Here is a 16,696-nt window from a genome sequence, read left to right as displayed (position 1 = left end):
GATGGTTATCAGAGTATTTGATCAACAGAAAAATACTTATTCTAGCTTTGCCTTAGAGGAATTAAGTTACTATATGAATCGGGTCTTTAAGACTGACATAGAACTTGTTGAGGAGAAGGAAGCGGATATTTTTGTAGGATTAGTCAATAAAGAGGATAGAAAAGACCATGTTCTTATCTCATTAGACAAGGGTAAGGGGAGAATTGAGTCTAATACAATTGTAGGTTTACTTATTGGAATTTACCGAATGTTTCATGAATTTGGGGTTGTGTATACTAGACCAGGGCGCGGACATGACTTTGTTCCAGAGCTACGATTTGAAGATTTTTTAGATAAAGAGCTATCTATAGATGAAACAGCCAGTTACTATCATAGGGGAGTATGTATAGAGGGAGCGGATTCATTTGAAAATATACTAGATTTCATTGATTGGCTACCTAAGATTGGGATGAACAGTTTTTTCATCCAGTTTGAAAATCCTTACTCTTTTTTGAAACGTTGGTATGAACATGAATTTAATCCATATCTAAATAAAGAAAAATTCTCAAATGAATTAGTACAAGAATTGAGTGATAGGTTGGATAAAGAATTGCAAAAAAGAGGTCTTATTCATCATCGTGTTGGTCATGGATGGACAGGAGAGGTTTTAGGTTATTCTTCAAAATTTGGCTGGGAATCAGGTCTTAGTATTTCAGAGGAGAAGAAACCCTATGTCGCTGAAATAAACGGGAAACGAGAATTGTTTAATACGGCTCCGATTTTAACCAGCCTGGATTTTTCAAATCCAGATGTGGCGGATAAGATGGTAGAAATTATTACGGATTATGCCAAGAAAAGACCTGATGTGAATTACTTACATGTATGGTTGTCGGATGCTCGTAATAATATTTGTGAATGCAAAAACTGTAGACAAGAATTGGTTTCGGATCAGTATATTCGTATTCTCAATCAATTGGATAGGGCTTTAATGAGTGAGGGATTAGATACAAAGATTTGTTTTCTGCTTTACCATGAGTTGTTATGGGCACCTCAGAAAGAAAAATTAGATAATCCTGAACGCTTTACCATGATGTTTGCACCGATTACAAGAACATTTGAAATGAGTTATGCAGATGTAGATTTTGACAATTCCATACCTACGCCTAAACCTTATCTGCGTAATAAAATTATACTTCCGAATTCTCTTGAGGAAAATTTATCTTATCTTTTTGAGTGGCAAAAAACATTTAAAGGAGATAGTTTCGTATATGACTATCCTTTAGGGCGTGCTCATTATGGCGATTTAGGCTATATGAAAATTAGTCAAACTATTTACAGAGATGTATCTTATCTTTCAAACCTACATTTGAACGGTTACATTTCTTGTCAAGAATTACGTGCAGGATTCCCTCATAATTTTCCTAATTATGTTATGGGGCAAATGCTCTGGAAGAAGACAAGAAGTTATGAAGAATTGATTGAAGAATACTTTTCTGCTTTGTATGGGGAAAATTGGCAGTCTGTTGTTGAATATTTAGAAAAATTATCCATTTATTCCTCTTGTGACTATTTTAATGCAATTGGCAGCCGTCAAAATGATGTTTTAGCGAATCATTATTATATAGCTTACAATCTAGCTGATAATTTTTTACCAATTATTGAGGAAAATATTTCTAAGTTATTAAATAGTCAAAAGGATGAATGGAAACAGCTCAGTTATCATCGTGAATATGTTGTTAAGATGGCGAAGGCTTTATATCTTCAAGCAACTGGAAAAACAAGGCAAGCTCAAGATGAGTGGAGAAATGTGTTGAATTATATCCGTGGTCACGAATTACTATTCCAATCTAATTTGGATGTTTATCGTGTAATTGAAGTAGCAAAAAATTACGCTGGTTTCCACTTATAAATCATAAGTATAGAAAATGAACTAAGGTATTCAGAGAAGATTGATCCTAAATATTATGAAATTTAAGGATTTTTAAGATATTTAGGGTCGACTTTCTATTTGTATCGTAGCGAAGTCATTTTAATAATGATGTGTAAAAGATGGATCAAGATTGAGGAGGAAGAAAGATGAAATCAAAAGAAGAAATAAATATGCTTGGTTTTACAATTGTCGCTTACGCAGGAGATGCAAGGTCAGATTTGATGGATGCTTTGGCGTTTGCGAGAGATGGATATTTTGAACAGGCAAGAGAATTGGTTGAGTCTGCAAACGACTCAATAGTGTCTGCCCATCGAGAACAGACTAATTTATTAGCGGAGGAGGCATCTGGAGATAATTTTGAAGTGAGTTTTATCATGATTCATGGTCAAGATACCTTGATGACAACGATGCTATTGTATGATCAGGTAAAGTTTTTTATTGATGAATATGAACGAATTCGAAAGATTGAAGAACATATTGGTTTGCAATGAGGATTAGTCATGGAAAATTTACAGGTTAAAGCCTTACCGAAGGAGTTTTTATTAGGAGCTGCTACCGCTGCTTATCAAGTAGAGGGTGCAACTAGGGTAGATGGCAAAGGAATAAATATGTGGGATGTTTATTTGCAAGAAAATAGTCCGTTCTTACCAGATCCAGCTAGTGATTTTTATTATCGTTACGAAGAAGATATAGCCTTGGCGGCAGAACATGGTTTGCAGGCTTTGCGTTTATCTATTTCCTGGGTTCGCATATTTCCTGATATAGATGGGGAGCCGAATATATTGGCTGTTCAGTATTACCATAGAGTCTTTCAGTCCTGCTTAAAACATAATGTGATTCCGTTTGTTTCTTTACATCATTTTGATTCGCCTCAGAAAATGTTAGAAACAGGGGATTGGTTGAATAGAGAGAATATTGATCGTTTCATACGATATGCTTACTTTTGTTTCCAAGAATTTACAGAAGTCAAGCATTGGTTTACAATCAATGAACTGATGTCTCTTGCTGCAGGTCAATATATAGGAGGTCAGTTTCCTCCAAATCACCATTTTCAATTATCTGAAGCAATTCAAGCGAATCATAATATGTTGTTGGCGCATGCTCTTGCAGTACTCGAATTTCATCAATTAGGAATTGAGGGAGAGATAGGTTGTATTCATGCTTTAAAACCAGGCTATCCTATTGATGGGCAAAAAGAAAATATTTTGGCAGCTAAACGGTATGATGTTTATAATAATAAGTTTCTATTAGATGGAACTTTTTTGGGCTACTACAGTGATGACACGCTTTTCCACTTAAATCAAATATTGGAAGCTAATAATTCTAGCTTTATTATTGAAGATGGTGATTTAGAAATTATGAAAAGAGCTGCACCTCTTAATACGATGTTTGGGATGAATTATTATCGTTCAGAATTTATTCGTGAATACAAAGGTGAAAATAGACAAGAATTTAATTCAACAGGAATAAAAGGACAGTCTTCTTTTAAATTAAATGCTCTAGGTGAATTTGTAAAAAAGCCTGGTATTCCGACAACAGATTGGGATTGGAATATTTATCCTCAAGGCTTATTTGATATGTTGCTTCGTATCAAAGAAGAATATCCTCAACATCCGGTCATTTATTTAACGGAAAATGGTACAGCCCTTAAAGAGGTTAAGCCAGAGGGCGAGAATGATATTATTGATGACAGTAAGAGAATCCGTTATATTGAGCAACATTTACACAAAGTTTTAGAGGCTCGAGATAGGGGAGTCAATATTCAAGGCTATTTTATATGGTCTTTGCAAGATCAATTTTCTTGGGCGAATGGCTACAATAAGCGATATGGTCTTTTCTTTGTTGATTATGAGACACAGAAGAGATATATTAAGAAAAGTGCTCTTTGGGTAAAAGGGCTAAAACGGAATTAAGGTTAGCGATTTGAATGATGTTTAATATGTTTTAAATATGAGGTTGAATTTTTTATAGGAGGAGTTTTATGGATAAGCTAGTCGCTGCCATTGAAAAGCAACAAGGGAAATTTGAAAAAATTTCTACTAATAATTATATGATGGCTATTAAAGATGGATTCATTGCTACTATGCCTTTAATTATGTTTTCAAGCTTTTTGATGATTATTATTATGATTCCTAAAAATTTCGGAGTAGAGTTACCGAGTCCAGCTATTGTCTGGATGAGGAAAGTGTATATGCTAACCATGGGAGTTTTGGGTGTTATTGTTTCAGGGACAGTTGCAAAGTCATTGGCTGGAAATGTTAATAGAAAAATGCCTCCTGGAAAGGTAATAAATGATACTTCTGTAATGTTGGCAGCCATATGTAGTTATCTGGTATTAACTGTAACGCTTGTAGTTGATGAGAAGACGGGATCTACAAGTTTGTCGACAAACTATTTAGGATCTCAAGGATTGATAACTTCGTTTGTCAGTGCCTTTATTACTGTAAATGTTTACCGATTCTGTATTAAGCGAGACATTACTATTCATTTACCTAAGGAAGTTCCTGGAGCTATATCACAAGCTTTTAGAGATATTTTTCCTTTTTCTTTTGTTTTACTTATTAGTGGTTTGTTAGATATTGTATCTCGGTTTAGTTTAGATGTTCCTTTTGCCCAAGTATTTCAACAACTATTGACCCCTATTTTTAAGGGTGCAGAATCATATCCTGTTATGATGTTGATTTGGTTTATGTGTGCTTTGCTTTGGTTTGTTGGAATTCATGGACCATCTATTGTCTTACCTGCTGTTACAGCTTTACAACTAAGCAATATGGAAGAGAATGCTCAACTCCTTGCAAATGGGCAGTTCCCTTATCATTCTTTAACACCTAATTTCGGGAATTATATCGCTGCTATCGGAGGAACGGGGGCTACCTTTGTTGTACCATTTATTTTGATTTTCTTTATGCGATCTAAACAATTAAAATCGGTAGGTAAAGCTACAATTACTCCTGTTTTATTTGCGGTAAATGAACCTCTTCTATTTGGTATGCCTGTTATTTTGAATCCCTATCTTTTTGTCCCTTTTTTGATGACTCCACCAGTGAATGTATTTCTAGGAAAGGTCTTTATTGATTTCTTTGGAATGAATGGATTTTATATCCAGTTACCTTGGGCCTTTCCTGGTCCCTTGGGATTGTTAATTGGAACGAATTTTCAACCTATCTCCTTTGTATTTTTATCTTTGATTTTAGTTGTCGACATATTGATTTATTTGCCATTCTGTAGAGCGTATGATAGACAGTTACTGATGAAAGAAGATGTTGCAAGCTCAAATGATATTATTTTAGAGGAGGATACAAGTGAAATAATGCCTGGTGAGTTAGATGAAATAAAAAGTAAGGAGTTGAAAGTACTGGTTCTTTGTGCAGGGTCTGGAACAAGCGCGCAATTAGCTAATGCAATTAACGAGGGGGCTCAAGCAGCAGAAGTTAGAGTGATTGCGAATTCAGGAGCGTACGGAGCTCATTATGATATTATGGGTGTTTATGATTTAATTATTCTGGCTCCACAAGTTCGGAGTTATTATAGAGAGATGAAGGTGGATGCAGAAAGATTAGGTATTCAGATAGTTGCTACGAGAGGAATGGAATATATTCATTTAACAAAGAATCCAAGTAAAGCCTTACAATTTGTATTGGAGCATTACCAAGTTATGTAGTCAGTTTTTCCATCTTTTCTTTAAGTAAGGACTATGCGTAAAGAAAAGATGGGATTTAAAATCGTTCCCCCTTTTTTAATATAAAAATCCCTCTTTCACAATTGTAAAAAGAGGGATTTTGTATTTTATCTCTTAGACCAAGTTCTCTTCATAAAGAGAAGGAGAATTGGGTAAATCTCCAAGCGCCCTGCAATCATTGCAAAGGAGAGGAGAATTTTTGAGATAGGACTAAAGATTGCGAAGCTAGAAGTGGTTCCTAGAATAGGTCCGATATTATTGAAACAGCTAAAGACAGCGCTGGTCACAACTAGAAAATCATTGCTATCTAGGCTGACAATAAAGATAAGCGCTAGTAAAATCATAGAATAGATGACAAAGTATTTGAGAATCTTATGCTGGGTATCTTTGTCAATCACCGTTTTATTCACATGGAGGGTCAAAACACGGTGGGGGGATAGAATTGACAAAATTTGGTTTTTGGCAATTTTTGAAAGGATGAGACCTCGAATAACTTTGAGTCCACCTGCAGTTGATCCAGCAGAACCACCGATTGTCATGAGGAAGAGGAGGATAAACTGGGAGAATAGGGGCCAGTTGGTAATATCTCCGTAACCAAAACCAGTCGTTGTAATGATATTGGAAACCTGGAAGAAGGCCATTTCAAAGCTCTTGGAAAATCCTGGGTAGAGATAGAGGGTATTAAGGCTAATCAAGCCTGTAGAAACTATCACGATGACCAAGTAAGCTCGAAGTTCTTCGTCACCAAAGAAGGCCTTGACGCGACGGAGCATAAGGTAGTAGTAGAGATTGAAATTTACCCCAAAAACCAGAACTCCTATACTAACCAGATAGGTAATCAGTGAGCTGCCATAGTGGGCAATCCCGTCGTTATAGACTGTAAAACCTCCTGTACCTGCTGTTCCCATGGCAATGACAAAACTATCAAATAGGGGCATGCCAGCTAGATAATAGATGATGACAAAGAGGGAGAAGAGAGCTAGATAAAGGAGATAGAGAATCTGGGCAGTGTTTTTTAGTTTGGATACAACCTTGCCAAAAACAGGGCCAGGAACCTCAGCCTTCATCACCTCTAGGTGGCTATTCTTGGCATTATCCATAATAGCAAGTGCAAAAACAAGCACTCCCATCCCTCCAATCAAGTGGGTAAAACTTCGCCAGAAGAGGAGGGAACGGCTGAGAACTGAAACGTCATTTAGAATAGTTGCTCCAGTAGTTGTAAAGCCAGAACTGATCTCAAAAAAGGCATCTATAACGCTGGGAATTTGTCTAGCAAAGACAAAGGGGAGACCACCAAAGAAGGACCAAAGGATCCAACAGAGGGCAACAATCAAGACTCCCTCCTTGGCATAAATCCGTTGATTTTTTGGCTTTTGTAAAATTCCTGAACCGCCTAGTAATACGAGAATCCCAATCGTTGTAAAGAGGGCTGTAAAGACTTGGCTAGATTCACGGTAATAGATAGCAACAGCCACAGGAACCAAAAGAAGAACGGCTTCAATCAAAAGTAATTTTGAAAGGAGGTAACGAATCATACTTTTATTCATTTCTTACCTCGCGATTAAGTCATAAATCTTGGTGATGTTTGGCAACAAGGTTGTTACTAGGAGCTTGTCTCCAACTTCCAACATATCCTCCCCAGTTGGGAAAATAGTCTTGCCCTTTCGAATGATGGCCGCAATAAGAACCCCTTTTTTCAGTTTTAGTTGAGAAAGAGGTTTGGCAGTCATTTTATTAGCTTCCTTGATATGGAATTGCAGGGTTTCGATTTGGCCATTGGCTAGATGGTGCATGGCCTGAAGGTCTGAATACTGGGCATTAACACGACCACGAATAAAGTGCATAATCGTATCTACAGCGATGCTTTTAGGTGTGATGATACTTGAAAAATCAGGCGCATTGATAATCTCGAGGAGACTGGTACGATTGACCTTAGTAATATTTTTCTGTACACCTACCCTGTCAAGGAACATCGAAGTAATCAGATTTTCCTCATCGACTCCTGTTAGAGTCGCAACGGCATCATAGTGTTGAGCACTTTCTTCTAGCAGGATATCTTTTGCGGTACCATCTCCTTGGACGATATGAAGATTTGGAAATTTCTCGCTAAAGAAGCTGGCGATTTCAGGATTGATTTCAATGACTTTTGTATCGATACGACTGTCTTTGAGGATACCTAGTAGATAATAGGCAATTCTACCAGCTCCAACAATAAGGAGACTCTTCACGGCACGAGACTTGAAATAATTATGGAAGAGCATCATGTCAACACGGTTACCAGTGACAAAGATTCTATCTTTATCCTGTACAGTCATGTCACCGCTTGGAATGATAATTTGATGATCCCTCTCTATCGCACATACAATGACATTGCCAAATTTTTTCCGAAAATCAGAAATGGGCATTTGGCAAAGACCACTGGAGGATTTAACAGTGAATTCCATCAAGCTGACCCGTCCCCCAAAGAAACGTTCGACAGAGAGGGCGTTGGGGAAGTCAATGATATTCGCGATAGCGCGGGCAGCCAAGAGCTCAGGGTTAACGATAAGAGAAAAACCGAGAATATTCTTTTCCTTGAAATAAGAGTTAGAATATTCAGGGTTCCGCACCCGAACGATGGTCTCTTTAGCTCCCATTTTCTTGGCTAGAACGGCTGCAATCATGTTGACTTCATCGTATTCAGTCAGGGTGATAAAGATATCACAATCTTGGACGCTGGCTTGCTCAAGAATGGCAAAATCGGCCCCGTTACCAAGGATACCAATGATATCAAAGCGACTGACAATATGATTGAGAACAGCTTCGTCTTGCTCAATCAGCAAAACATCATGCTTTTCTGCAACCAAGGAGCGACAGAGGGCAAAACCAACTTTTCCCCCTCCGACAAGGATAATTTTCATAATAAAACCTACTTCTTCATTATGTAACTATCATACCTTTTTTCAAGAAAAAATGCACCTACTAGCTAATAAGGGAGAACTTTTAGCGGAAATCTGCTATAAGGTAAAACTATACCCTAATCAATTGAAATAGCTATTAGCGACTTTCTCTGAAATATGGTATGATAAAGGATATACAAGGAGATAAAATGAATAATAATTTACTGGTATTACAATCAGACTTTGGTCTGGTTGATGGTGCGGTATCGGCTATGATTGGAGTGGCTTTAGAAGAATCTCCAACCTTAAAAATCCATAACTTGACGCACGATATCACGCCATATAATATTTTTGAGGGTAGTTACCGTCTCTTTCAGACGGTGGATTACTGGCCTGAGGGAACGACGTTTGTATCGGTTGTCGATCCGGGTGTCGGCTCAAAACGTAAGAGCGTGGTTGCCAAGACTGCAAAAAATCAATACATTGTCACGCCAGATAATGGGACTCTTTCCTTTATCAAGAAACACGTTGGTATTGTAGCCATTCGTGAAATTTCTGAGGTAGCTAATAGGCGTCAAAATACAGAGCATTCTTATACCTTCCACGGTCGTGATGTCTATGCCTATACTGGTGCTAAACTGGCCAGTGGTCACATTAGTTTTGAGGAAGTGGGGCCAGAGCTCAGTGTGGATCAGATTGTGGAACTTCCAGTCGTAGAGACCATCATAGAAGATCATCTGGTGAAGGGAGCTATTGATATTCTGGATGTGCGTTTTGGTTCGCTTTGGACCTCGATCACGCGAGAAGAATTTTACAAGCTGGAACCAGCATTCGGTGACCGTTTTGAAGTGACTATCTATCATGCAGATATGCTGGTCTATCAAAATCAGGTTGTCTATGGCAAATCTTTTGCAGATGTGAGAATTGGGCAACCAATCCTTTACATTAACTCTCTCTATCGTTTAGGTCTGGCTATCAATCAAGGTTCCTTTGCCAAGGCTTATAATGTGGGTGTCGGTTCATCTTGGACCATTGAAATAAAGAAAATAGAATCATAAAATAGGAGAACATAGATGAAAAATCAATCAATTAAACAAGTTGTTGCTATCGGTGTTGGAGCTGCGCTCTTTGTTGTCATCGGGATGATCAGCATTCCGACACCTGTTCCAAATACAAGTATCCAGCTTCAGTATGCGGTACAGAGTCTCTTGTCTATCATTTTTGGTCCTCTAGTGGGGCTACTTGTTGGTTTAATTGGGCATGCGGTGAAGGACGCTATTGCTGGCTACGGTCTTTGGTGGACATGGATTATCGCTAGTGGACTCTTTGGTCTAGTTGTGGGACTTTTTAGAAAGTACGTTCGTGTAATCAATGGTGTCTTTGACTGGAAAGATATTCTTATTTTTAACCTCATTCAACTACTTGCAAATGCCCTTGTTTGGGGTGTCTTGGCACCACTTGGAGATGTTGTGATTTATCAAGAAGCAGCAGAAAAAGTATTTGCCCAAGGGATTGTTGCGGGAATTGCTAATGGTGTATCTGTAGCTATTGCAGGAACTCTTCTCTTGCTTGCCTATGCGGGAACTCAAACTCGTGCAGGAAGTTTGAAAAAGGACTAAAATGATGGGGAAGGCTGGGCAACCAGTCTTTTTCGATGTTTATAGATTAGTTAGGCAAGTAAGCTAGGATAGGACTTTTTTGGAGCTAAGTTTTTAAGAGAAGAGACTGCAAGAAGGGTTCGATTTATGATAAAATAGAAGTCTAAGAAGCGAATGAAGAGAGTAAGATGAAAGAAGCTATAATTGAGTGGAAGGATTTCTCTTTCCAGTATGAAACGCAACAAGAACCAACCTTGCAAGGGGTGGACTTGACCATTTATAAGGGAGAGAAAGTCTTAATTGTTGGTCCATCTGGGTCAGGTAAATCGACCTTGGGTCAGTGTTTGAATGGGATTATTCCCAATATTTACAAGGGTCAGATGTCTGGAGAATTTTTGATCAAGGGTCAAGCTGCTTTTGATATGAGCATCTACGATAAATCTCATCCGGTCAGTACAGTTTTGCAGGATACAGATGGGCAGTTTATCGGGTTGTCCGTGGCAGAGGATTTGGCTTTTGCTCTGGAAAATGATGTGACAGCCCTAGATGAGATGAAAAGTCGTGTTCATAAATGGGCTGAAAAGCTGGATCTTCTTCCTTTACTGGATCAGCGTCCTCAGGATTTGTCAGGTGGACAAAAACAGCGAGTCAGTCTGGCTGGTGTCTTGATTGATGAAAGTCCGATTCTCTTGTTTGATGAGCCACTCGCCAATCTGGATCCCAAGTCAGGTCAGGATATTATCGAATTGATTGACCAGATTCATAAGGAAGAGGGGACGACGACACTTATTATCGAGCACCGTTTGGAGGATGTTCTGCATCGCCCTGTGGATCGGATTGTCCTGATAAACGATGGTCGTATCCTCTTTAATGGGAGTCCTGATCAGTTATTGGCGACTGATCTGTTGACCCAAAATGGAATTCGCGAACCCCTTTATCTAACCACTCTCCGTCAATTAGGTGTGGATTTAGCTAAGGAAGAACAGTTAGCAAATTTGGACAACTTGTCTATCTCAAAAGGCCAGGTTCAGTTGCAGACTGAATTGGCAAAAGAGATGTCAGATTTGCCGTCACTTTTTAGACTAGAGGACGTATCTTTTTCTTATGACGATAGACCGATTTTAAAATCCATTTATCTGGATATTAAAAAGGGTGAAAAGATTGCCATTGTCGGGAAAAATGGGGCTGGGAAATCAACCCTTGCCAAGGCCTTAAGTAGCTTTATTCAGACGGAAGGTCGCTATCTTTGGGTAGGACAGGATATTAAAGGAGATTCTGTTGCAGAGCGGGCGGAACGAGTAGGCTATGTGCTGCAAAATCCCAATCAAATGATTTCAACCAATATGATTTTTGATGAGGTGGCTCTAGGACTACGTTTGCGAGGTGTGGACGAGCAGGAAATTGAAACGAGAGTCTATGAAACCTTGAAAATCTGTGGTCTTTATGAATTCCGTAATTGGCCTATTTCTGCCCTGTCATTTGGTCAGAAAAAACGTGTTACTATTGCCTCGATTTTGGTCTTGGGGGCTGAAATTATCCTCTTAGATGAACCGACAGCAGGTCAAGACCAGAAGAACTATACTGAGATTATGGAATTTCTTGAAGAACTGCATCAAAAAGGGCATACCATTGTCATGATTACCCATGATATGCAATTGATGCTGGATTATTCAGACCGAGCTCTTGTCATGGTGGATGGGGAATTGATTGCCGATACTGATCCAGCTAGTCTGTTGAGCAATCCTGAGCTGTTAGTAAAAGCCAACCTAAAAGAAACTTCAATCTTCAACTTGGCTAAGAAGCTCGACGTGGATCCACTTGCTTTAACGGCATTTTACAAAGAAAGGAGAGAAGGATGCAAGCTAAATTAATCGGTTACCAGCATAGAGATACTGTGATTCATCGCTTGTCAGGCGCTGGTAAACTCCTCTTTTTCATTCTCGTATCATTGGCGGCCATGATTAGCTATGATACCAGACTGCTTGTTCTGATTGCCATCTTTTCGGTCTTTCTCCTCTATTTGTCAGAAATCCGCTTTAAAGATGTTTCTTTTGTGGCAGTTTTTGCGACGGTATTTGCCATTTTGAATGTCTTGATGGTCTATCTCTTTTCTCCTGAATATGGGGTTGGACTTTACGGAGAGAGAAGTGTGATTTGGCAGGGAATCGGTGCCTACACTCTGACCAGTCAAGAGCTCTTTTATCTGCTAAATTTGGCTATTAAGTACCTTTGCACCATTCCTCTAGCTATTATCTTTTTGATGACAACTCATCCTAGTCAGTTTGCTTCCAGTTTAAGTCAAATTGGTGTGCCTTACAAGATTGCCTATTCAGTCAGCCTGACCTTGCGCTATATTCCAGATTTGCAGGAAGAGTTCTTTACTATCAAGATGTCTCAGGAAGCGCGTGGGATGGAATTATCCAAGAAAGCTTCTCTTATGCAACGAATCAAAGGCAATCTGCGCATTATTACGCCCTTGATTTTCAGTTCCTTGGAACGGATTGATACCATCGCGACCGCCATGGAACTTCGCCGCTTTGGGAAAGAGAAAAAACGCACTTGGTATAGTTATCAGGCCTTGAAAAAAGGAGACTATCTTACCTTGCTCTTGGCAGCCTTGTTTTTAGTAACTAGTTTACTACTTATCTTGCAGAATCAGGGACGATTTTACAACCCTTGGAAATAGCTTGAAAAAATTGAAAAAATCAAGTCGTTTCTATTGACAATGATTCTGAAAGTGTTATACTAAGAAAGTAGTTTCGCTGATTTACTTCAAACCTGTTGTGAGGTAAGTTAACGATGCCTTAACCACGCTGTTTGCTGAGCTTGACTCCGGGCAGTGTGGCTATTTTTTTGCAATGGTGAAAGGAAGCAAGTCATGACAAATCACATTGTATTATTTGAACCACAAATTCCACAAAATACAGGCAATATTGCGCGTACTTGCGCTGCAACCAATTCTCCCCTCCACATCATCAAGCCTATGGGCTTTCCTATCGATGACCGCAAGATGAAGCGAGCTGGATTGGATTACTGGGATAAACTAGAGATTTATTTTTACGAGAGTTTGGAGGATTTCATGTCTCAGATGAAGGGCAAACTCTATCTGATCTCAAAATTCGCGGAAAAAGTCTATTCTGAGGTGGATTTATCGACTGACGAAGACCATTATTTTCTCTTTGGACGTGAAGACAAGGGTTTACCTGAGGACTTTATGCGAGAACATCCTGAGAAGGCTCTCCGTATTCCTATGAATGATGAACATGTCCGCAGTCTCAATGTGTCTAATACCGTCTGCATGATTGTCTATGAGGCTCTTCGCCAGCAGAACTTTGCAGGTCTTGAGCTCATTCATACCTATGAAGCAGATAAATTGAAATAAAAAATGAAAATGAACAAAATGCTTGCGCTTGCAAGCGTTTTTTGTTATGATAAAAGAGTCTTCAGGGCAGGGTGAAATTCCCGACCGGCGGTAAATTTGACTAGCTATTTTAGCTTTCTCGTCGTTGTCTTGTCTCGATATACTTTAAGTATTATCTTCGACTGCGACGCCTAGATAAATCTAAAATATCTTAGCTAAATAAGTCCGCGAGCGCAAGCTGATGTGGTGAGATTCCACAACCGACAGTATAGTCTGGATGGGAGAAGACGAAAGAATAGCTTTGTCTGTTCTGATAGATTTATAGCTAGATTGTAACCGATTGCTTTTGTTTTCTTTGATAGAGTGAGAGGGAACTTTTGGGATATAAAAAGTGAGAATAGATAGAGGAATCCTTTCTAACTTCTTCTGATTTTATAGAAAATTGGAGGAACCTGTTATGACAAACACACGTCGACTTTCGACCATTGCGATTTTATCAGCCATCTCATTTGTGCTGATGTACTTTGACTTTCCGCTTTTGCCAGCGGCGTCCTTCCTCAAGATCGAATTTAGTATCTTGCCAGTCCTTGTGGGCTTGGTGGTCATGGATTTGCCTGCTGCTCTAGGAATTCTCTTGCTTCGCTCACTCTTGAAGTTGCTTCTTAACAGCCAGGGAGTGAATACTTACATTGGTTTGCCAATGAATATCGTAGCTTTGGGAGTTTTTGTCATCGTATTTGCTTTGATTTGGAAAAAGGAACGGACAACCCTTCGTTTCCTACTAGGCTCTCTAGCTGGGACTATTGGTTTAACTGTGGCAATGTTGGTTCTCAACTATGTTTATGCTGTTCCTTTGTACGCTAAGTTTGCTAACTTTGATATTGGAAAAATTTTGGGACTTTCCAACTACCTAATGACTATGGTGTTGCCTTTTAACTTGATTGAGGGTGTAATCTTTTCCGTTTCATTCTGGTTGTTGTATGTCCTTTTGAAACCAACCTTAAAACATTATGAAAGATAAACAAACATTTTTAATGAAGGGCAGTTTTGCCCTTTTACTTTTCGTTATTCTTGGCTACATGGTCAAATTTTACCCTGAAACGCTGGTCGGTTTTGATCAATCGATTCAGACTGCCATTCGAGGAGACTTACCAGATTACTTGACTATTCTTTTCCGAGCCATCACACGCTTGATTGATATTCCAGTGATTATCACTTGGGTTGCCATCGTAGCCTTTATCTTTTATCGTAAGCGATGGAAGATAGAGAGTTTCTTCATGCTGGGAAATCTGGCTTTAGCAGGACTTTTAATCGTGACTTTTAAAAACATCTACCAGCGCCCACGACCAGCTATTTTACACTTGGTTGAGGAGAAGGGATTTTCCTTCCCAAGTGGTCATTCTCTGGCTGTAACCTTGATGGTCGGCTCTCTGATTGTCATTCTCAGTCAACGGATGAAAAATCTGGTCTGGAGAAAAATCATGCAAATTGTGCTAGGTCTCTACCTAGTCAGTGTGCTGGTATCAAGGGTCTATCTGGGAGTTCATTATCCATCAGATGTCCTTGCCAGTCTCTGTGTGGGCTTGGGAGTCTTGTTTATCGAATTTCCCTTCTATGACAAGCTACGCTTCCAATGGCGATTTAAAGGCAAGCAGAAGTGAGTATCAAATTCCCTTGAGGAGAAAGAAATGAAAGTCAATATAGCAGATCTTCATCCGACTCAACTATACTTATCAGAAAAGAAGTTGCAAAATATTCAGATGCTTTACCAGTCGGCAGAAACAATCCAAGTCGATCCAATCAGTATTCTTGCCTTTGGAGATTGCTTGTTGATTACAGATGGGCATCACAGGGCTTATCAGGCTTTATTGGCAGGTAGGAATACGATTTCTGCTGAGTGGGATAGAGATGGTGGTGATGAACTATATCATCTCTATGCGCAAGCCTGCGAAGAAAGAAAAATTTACTCTGTTCTGGATTTAAAAAATCATATCTTAGCTCAAGATGAGTATGAAGCAAAATGGTATAACTGGTGTGATGGTTTTAATCAAGCAGCAACTCTTTTGTTGAAAAGGAAAGCAGATGAAACGGATTTTACAAATAGATAATGCACTGCGTCTTGTTCCTTATTATAAGGTCAATCATTGTGAAGAAGCTTTTGCTTGGTATCAGGATGTGAACTTGGTTTACCTCGTAGATGGTGTGAAGAGACCTTATAGTCAAGAAAATTTGGAAGCTATGTATTCCCATTTGGATCAGCATGGTGAACTTTTTTGGATTGAAGTCAAGGAGAAGGGAGAATGGTTTCCAATTGGGGATGTTACACTATCTCAGGATAATTTCCCCATTGTGATTGGGAATCCCTCTTACCAACATCGAGGACTTGGAAAAAAGATTCTAAGTGCTTTGATTGAATTGGCTCGAGTAAAAGGATGGAAAGAATTGAGAGTCAAGGAAATCTACACCTACAATCATGCTTCTAGGAGGTGTTTCAAGTCGCTTGGATTTGTGGAAAATGGAGCAACAGAAAAAGGAATGAGTTTTGTACTGAAATTAGTCTAATCCTGCCACTTTCTCCCCCTTAACCTTTGACTATTCCGCAAAATTATCGTAAAATAAAGAGTAAATGATAAAATGAGGTCAGAGTCTGTTCGCTCTGGCGATAGTAGTATAAATGAGGAGAAACGCTTTGGAATTAGAAGTATTTGCTGGGCAAGAAAAAAGTGAACTATCTATGATTGAGGTAGCGCGTGCTATCTTGGAACTTCGTGGTCGCGATCATGAGATGCATTTTAGCGATCTTGTAAACGAAATTCAAAACTACCTTGGAACATCAAACAGCGATATCCGCGAAGCTTTGCCTTTGTTCTACACAGAGTTGAACTTTGACGGTAGCTTCATCTCACTTGGAGACAACAAATGGGGTCTTCGTTCATGGTATGGTGTGGACGAAATCGACGAAGAAATTATCGCTCTTGAAGAAAATGATGACGATGAAGTAGCACCAAAAGCTAAGAAAAAACGTGTCAATGCCTTCATGGACGGCGATTCAGATGCTATTGACTACAATACAGATGACCCAGAAGACGAAGATGCATACGAAGCAGATCCAGCTCTTTCATACGATGATGAAAATCCAGATGATGAGAAAAATGAAGTGGAAGCTTACGATGCAGAAATTAACGAAATCGCCCCTGATGACTTAGGTGAAGACGTGGATCTCAACGAAGAAGACGACGATTTTTCAGATGACGGTAAATTCCCAAACTA

General features: G+C 39.1%; 16 protein-coding genes and 1 riboswitch. Of the genes, 14 read left to right on the top strand and 2 right to left on the bottom strand.

Translation table 11 applies throughout. The features are described from left to right. Position 1: 1 nt before the first annotated feature. The 4 genes from HT696_RS09145 (at position 2) to HT696_RS09130 (ending at position 5,570) form a co-directional block, all read left to right on the top strand. Positions 2–1,888 (top strand): DUF4838 domain-containing protein, encoded by a 1,887-nt coding sequence (locus HT696_RS09145; protein ID WP_173283582.1) that lies wholly within the window; start codon positions 2–4, stop codon positions 1,886–1,888. A gap of 167 nt (positions 1,889–2,055) precedes the next feature. Next, positions 2,056–2,400 carry a PTS lactose/cellobiose transporter subunit IIA gene (locus tag HT696_RS09140; protein ID WP_000836780.1) on the top strand — a complete coding sequence of 115 codons (345 nt, stop codon included), beginning with the start codon at positions 2,056–2,058 and terminating at the stop codon, positions 2,398–2,400. A 9-nt stretch (positions 2,401–2,409) separates the two neighbouring features. Then, complete coding sequence (gene lacG, locus HT696_RS09135; protein ID WP_173282765.1) at positions 2,410–3,822, top strand: 6-phospho-beta-galactosidase; 1,413 nt, start codon at positions 2,410–2,412, stop codon at positions 3,820–3,822. 68 nt (positions 3,823–3,890) lie between these two features. Further along, positions 3,891–5,570 carry a PTS transporter subunit EIIC gene (locus tag HT696_RS09130; protein ID WP_173282766.1) on the top strand — a complete coding sequence of 560 codons (1,680 nt, stop codon included), beginning with the start codon at positions 3,891–3,893 and terminating at the stop codon, positions 5,568–5,570. Positions 5,571–5,695: 125 nt separating this feature from the next. On the opposite strand, the gene HT696_RS09125 is transcribed toward HT696_RS09130, so the two are convergent. Next, complete coding sequence (locus tag HT696_RS09125; protein WP_173282767.1) at positions 5,696–7,135, bottom strand: TrkH family potassium uptake protein; 1,440 nt, start codon at positions 7,133–7,135, stop codon at positions 5,696–5,698. 3 nt (positions 7,136–7,138) lie between these two features. Then, entirely contained in the window at positions 7,139–8,488 is a 1,350-nt protein-coding gene (gene trkA / locus HT696_RS09120; RefSeq protein WP_173282768.1) for a Trk system potassium transporter TrkA, read from the bottom strand. A 188-nt stretch (positions 8,489–8,676) separates the two neighbouring features. Here trkA and HT696_RS09115 point away from each other — a divergent pair, with 188 nt between their 5' ends. The 10 genes from HT696_RS09115 to rpoE form a co-directional block, all read left to right on the top strand. Then, a complete protein-coding gene (locus HT696_RS09115; protein ID WP_173282769.1) occupies positions 8,677–9,525 on the top strand; it encodes an S-adenosyl-l-methionine hydroxide adenosyltransferase family protein in 849 nt (282 codons plus the stop codon). A 15-nt stretch (positions 9,526–9,540) separates the two neighbouring features. After that, positions 9,541–10,086, top strand: a complete 546-nt coding sequence (locus tag HT696_RS09110) for an ECF-type riboflavin transporter substrate-binding protein (RefSeq protein WP_050242217.1) — start codon at positions 9,541–9,543, stop codon at positions 10,084–10,086. A 167-nt stretch (positions 10,087–10,253) separates the two neighbouring features. Next, positions 10,254–11,936 carry an ABC transporter ATP-binding protein gene (locus HT696_RS09105; RefSeq protein ID WP_173282770.1) on the top strand — a complete coding sequence of 561 codons (1,683 nt, stop codon included), beginning with the start codon at positions 10,254–10,256 and terminating at the stop codon, positions 11,934–11,936. Continuing rightward, positions 11,921–12,751 carry an energy-coupling factor transporter transmembrane component T gene (locus HT696_RS09100; RefSeq protein WP_173282771.1) on the top strand — a complete coding sequence of 277 codons (831 nt, stop codon included), beginning with the start codon at positions 11,921–11,923 and terminating at the stop codon, positions 12,749–12,751. The genes HT696_RS09105 and HT696_RS09100 overlap by 16 nt, the downstream gene beginning before the upstream one ends. Positions 12,752–12,943: 192 nt before the next feature. Next, complete coding sequence (locus HT696_RS09095) at positions 12,944–13,447, top strand: tRNA (cytidine(34)-2'-O)-methyltransferase (RefSeq protein ID WP_061464835.1); 504 nt, start codon at positions 12,944–12,946, stop codon at positions 13,445–13,447. 53 nt (positions 13,448–13,500) lie between these two features. Next, a riboswitch (FMN riboswitch) is annotated at positions 13,501–13,719 on the top strand. A gap of 164 nt (positions 13,720–13,883) precedes the next feature. Further along, positions 13,884–14,447: an ECF transporter S component gene (locus tag HT696_RS09090; RefSeq protein WP_000185823.1), complete on the top strand. Its 564-nt coding sequence runs from the start codon at positions 13,884–13,886 to the stop codon at positions 14,445–14,447. Further along, a complete protein-coding gene (locus tag HT696_RS09085; protein ID WP_240150258.1) occupies positions 14,437–15,087 on the top strand; it encodes a phosphatase PAP2 family protein in 651 nt (216 codons plus the stop codon). The genes HT696_RS09090 and HT696_RS09085 overlap by 11 nt, the downstream gene beginning before the upstream one ends. A gap of 27 nt (positions 15,088–15,114) precedes the next feature. Then, positions 15,115–15,534 carry a chromosome partitioning protein ParB gene (locus HT696_RS09080; protein WP_138704045.1) on the top strand — a complete coding sequence of 140 codons (420 nt, stop codon included), beginning with the start codon at positions 15,115–15,117 and terminating at the stop codon, positions 15,532–15,534. Between the two features lie 4 nt (positions 15,535–15,538). Next, positions 15,539–15,988 (top strand): GNAT family N-acetyltransferase, encoded by a 450-nt coding sequence (locus HT696_RS09075; protein WP_173282775.1) that lies wholly within the window; start codon positions 15,539–15,541, stop codon positions 15,986–15,988. A 127-nt stretch (positions 15,989–16,115) separates the two neighbouring features. Further along, positions 16,116–16,696: DNA-directed RNA polymerase subunit delta (rpoE, locus tag HT696_RS09070; protein WP_173283581.1), on the top strand; the 581-nt coding region annotated here is incomplete at its 3' end.

The organism is Streptococcus sp. 9903 (assembly GCF_013276625.1).
Taxonomy (GTDB): Bacteria; Bacillota; Bacilli; order Lactobacillales; family Streptococcaceae; genus Streptococcus.
Note: the sequence above shows the minus strand (reverse complement) of the source record. Positions and strands in the feature narration are given on the sequence as shown.

Bases quoted from the DNA above. Each gene is read 5' to 3' on its own strand.
- HT696_RS09145 (WP_173283582.1), top strand. From the start codon at position 2: ATGGTTATCAGAGTATTTGATCAACAGAAAAATACTTATTCTAGCTTT.
- HT696_RS09140 (WP_000836780.1), top strand. From the start codon at position 2,056: ATGAAATCAAAAGAAGAAATAAATATGCTTGGTTTTACAATTGTCGCT.
- lacG (WP_173282765.1), top strand. From the start codon at position 2,410: ATGGAAAATTTACAGGTTAAAGCCTTACCGAAGGAGTTTTTATTAGGA.
- HT696_RS09130 (WP_173282766.1), top strand. From the start codon at position 3,891: ATGGATAAGCTAGTCGCTGCCATTGAAAAGCAACAAGGGAAATTTGAA.
- HT696_RS09125 (WP_173282767.1), bottom strand. From the start codon at position 7,135: ATGAATAAAAGTATGATTCGTTACCTCCTTTCAAAATTACTTTTGATT.
- trkA (WP_173282768.1), bottom strand. From the start codon at position 8,488: ATGAAAATTATCCTTGTCGGAGGGGGAAAAGTTGGTTTTGCCCTCTGT.
- HT696_RS09115 (WP_173282769.1), top strand. From the start codon at position 8,677: ATGAATAATAATTTACTGGTATTACAATCAGACTTTGGTCTGGTTGAT.
- HT696_RS09110 (WP_050242217.1), top strand. From the start codon at position 9,541: ATGAAAAATCAATCAATTAAACAAGTTGTTGCTATCGGTGTTGGAGCT.
- HT696_RS09105 (WP_173282770.1), top strand. From the start codon at position 10,254: ATGAAAGAAGCTATAATTGAGTGGAAGGATTTCTCTTTCCAGTATGAA.
- HT696_RS09100 (WP_173282771.1), top strand. From the start codon at position 11,921: ATGCAAGCTAAATTAATCGGTTACCAGCATAGAGATACTGTGATTCAT.
- HT696_RS09095 (WP_061464835.1), top strand. From the start codon at position 12,944: ATGACAAATCACATTGTATTATTTGAACCACAAATTCCACAAAATACA.
- HT696_RS09090 (WP_000185823.1), top strand. From the start codon at position 13,884: ATGACAAACACACGTCGACTTTCGACCATTGCGATTTTATCAGCCATC.
- HT696_RS09085 (WP_240150258.1), top strand. From the start codon at position 14,437: ATGAAAGATAAACAAACATTTTTAATGAAGGGCAGTTTTGCCCTTTTA.
- HT696_RS09080 (WP_138704045.1), top strand. From the start codon at position 15,115: ATGAAAGTCAATATAGCAGATCTTCATCCGACTCAACTATACTTATCA.